Origin of the sequence: Actinoplanes sp. NPDC048791 (genome assembly GCF_040650095.1) — a bacterium.
GTDB lineage: Bacteria > Actinomycetota > Actinomycetes > Mycobacteriales > Micromonosporaceae > Actinoplanes.
The window spans coordinates 1-2866 of the sequence record NZ_JBEZGQ010001035.1; the positions used below are offsets into that span (position 1 = coordinate 1).

Below are 2866 nucleotides of genomic sequence, written 5' to 3' on the forward strand. Positions count from 1 at the left end.
CCGGCTTTGCCTCATCCGGCCTGGCCCTGCGGCCGCACGCCCGGCTCGTGCGGCTCCTGCCGGGTCCGGCGCGGCTGCCGGCCGCCGGCTGACCGATTCGCCAGTCCTGGACAGTAATTTCCGAGTGGCCCGCATACCCGTCCTGACCAGCAAGTCCTTACCTCCACGGGCGACCCCGCCAAAGGTGATCTCCCCCTCCGCCGACCACCCCGCCGGAGCCCTCGCGTGTGTTGCATTTTTGTCGTACCCGGGGTGTACTCTCATTCTTAGTTAGAACGAGTGTTCGATTGGTTCGAACTCCTGTGCCAGTAGAACACCCGGCCTGACTACTCGGGAGCCGCGTTCGCGGCGGGGTTCCCGGATGCGGCGCCCGCGAAGTGCCGCATGCGAGGTCCGGGCATTCGCGGGTCCGGACCGGCACAAAAGGCAGGACCGTCGTCCGCTGTTCTCGACCCCCGAGCGGCGGGCGACGGACCCGCCGGCAAGTCCGGCCGGGTGTGGTGTGGGGAAGCTTCACACCCGGCCGGCTGCCACAACCGCTGTGTTCTTCCTCTTGCAGCGGATCGGTTCGACCAGCACGTCGGATGCGACACACGCGAGGAGACGACCATGGTGAGCAATCAGGCCCACCCGGTGCCCACTCTCAGACCGCCGAGCGCCTTCCCGGGCCCGATCCCGGGTCAGACGGCGAGCCCCGGTCCTCTGGCACACGCGCCCACGGCGGCGGCCCAGGCGGCGCCCACCGTCCCGGCCAACCTGCTGCCGAACCGCACCCCGGCCCAGCTGCTCGCCATAGCCCGCCAAGGCCTGGCGGAAGCGGCCGGCACCCGCCCGGACGGCCTGCGCTACGCGGCAGCCCACCTCGCGGCACTGCGCGCAGCCGCAGCGGTCCTCGCTGCCCGCGCCAGGCCGGCCGCGCCGACGAAGCGCAGCCGGGTGACGAGCGCCTGGTCCCTCCTGGTCCTGGTGGCACCCGAGTTCAGCGATTGGGCCAGCTACTTCGCCCTGGGCGCGACCAAGCGAGCCGCAGCCGAAGCAGGCATCCCCCGCGTGGTCAGTCCCCGCGAGGCGGACGACCTGCTACGCGCGGCGGAGCACTTCGTCTCCCTGGTCGAATCCACCCTCGGCGTGGCCTACCAGCCAACCCTCGAAGCCGCCTAGCGGCGGCCTAACGGCTGCCCTCCCGCCTCTGCCCCGGTCGTGGGGTGCTTCGGGCTGTGGTCGACCACCTCGGCCGGAAACCATCGCAGTCGGCTCCGGAATGGAGATCCGCGTGGCGGCGGCGCTCAGGGTGAGCGGGCCTGCTCGCCAGGTGCGGCCGGTCGCAGGCCGCCTCGATGGCACCCAGCAGTCATCGACGATCACCCGCCGGGTGGCGCAGAGACCGGTGAGCCTCCGTAACGCCTGCGGCTGCTGCTCGTAGCTGCGGCTCGGGCTAAGCGGATCCGGCTGGCGGCGGCGTGGCGGCGGCTGTTCGACACGGGCTCCTGCCGCACCGCCTGGGTGCTGCTAGCGGTGGGTGAGGGCCTTCCAGATCGCCGGTGGCAATACCTCGTTCGCGGCGTCGCTTCGGCGGGGTCGTGACGATAAAGATCAACTTCAATGCACGTGTACAAACGGGGCGGACAATGGCCGGGCGCATGATCAACGGTGCTGCGGCCCTTGCTGAGCTGGTCCGGCCGGCCAGCGACACCGGCGATTTCGGGACGCACCGGGTACTGCCGGTCCTCCCCGAACTGAGCAGTCTCCTGCCGAGCCGGGGCCTGCGCCGCGGAACCACCATCGCGATCGGCATCACCCCCGGCCCTTCCGTCCATCAAGGCGCCCTCCCCACCCCATCGCCGCCACCCGCCGGCCCCCACGAGCGCGAAGCCTCCGCCCGCCGCGGCTCGCCAAGATCCGCATCCGACCCGCAAGAAGTCGCGACCTGGCCAGGCGGCAGAGCGCCCGAGACCGACGCCGTCGGCAGCGCATCAACGAATCCGCCGGACGGCAGAGGACCAGAGATCGACGGTGCTGGCAGCAGATCTATGGCTGGGCCAGGCGGGAGAGGCTTCAGGACCGACGGTGCCGGCGGTGGATCCGCTACCCGGCCCGACGCGATGACCAGCGGTCCGGGCGGCCCGTTCCCGAACGAGTCGGGCGCGCGAGGATCCGCGAAAGCGGCGGCCAGGAGAGGATCCACGGCCGATCGTTCCTCCTCGCTGCGGAGCGCACCGCCCATCCCCGGCGCCACCATCCGGGGCGGCGGCGCGGTGCAGCCCGGAGGCGGAAGCACCTCTCTACTCCTGGCTCTGCTCGCCGCCGCCTCCAACGCCGGTTCCTGGTGTGCCGTCGTCGGCGTACCCACGCTCGGCGCGCTCGCTGCCGCGGAGAGTGGGATCGCCCTGGATCGGCTTGCGCTTGTGCCTGATCCCGGTCCCGAGTGGCCCACCGTCGTCGCCGCGCTCATCGATGGGGTGGATGTTGTTGTTGTCGCCGTACCGGGGCAGGTTTCGGTTTCGATCACCAGCCGGCTCGTCGCCCGGGCCCGGCAGCGGGGGTGTGTGCTTGTGCCCTATGGGCGGTGGGACGGCGCGGATGTGACGCTGCAGGTCACCCAGGGCCGGTGGGAAGGCCTCGGCGCGGGGCACGGCCGGCTGCGTCGGCGCAAGGTCACCGTCGTTGCCCGGGGCCGGGGTACGGCGGCCCGCCCCAAAGAGATCACCATGTGGATGCCGGGACTCGCCGTCGTACCCCCGCACGACCCCACGCCCGGCACCCGATCCCGGCCCGCCGCTGTCCTCCCGGCCGCCGGCCAGCCCGCCGAAGCCGAACGCGATGCCCAGCAGCCATCGCCGGCTCCTGGCGTTGAGGGCGCGACAAG

The 2866-nt window shown here is 71.9% G+C and carries 1 protein-coding gene and 1 pseudogene; both read left to right on the forward strand.

What is annotated here, in order from left to right; translation table 11 throughout:
- Nucleotides 1-609 precede the first annotated feature (609 nt).
- Entirely contained in the window at nt 610-1161 is a 552-nt protein-coding gene (locus tag AB0C29_RS41695; protein ID WP_360832853.1) for an SAV_6107 family HEPN domain-containing protein, read from the forward strand.
- 1109 nt (nt 1162-2270) lie between these two features.
- A pseudogene (locus AB0C29_RS41700) lies at nt 2271-2723 on the forward strand (hypothetical protein); the annotation flags it as partial.
- Nucleotides 2724-2866: the final 143 nt, after the last annotated feature.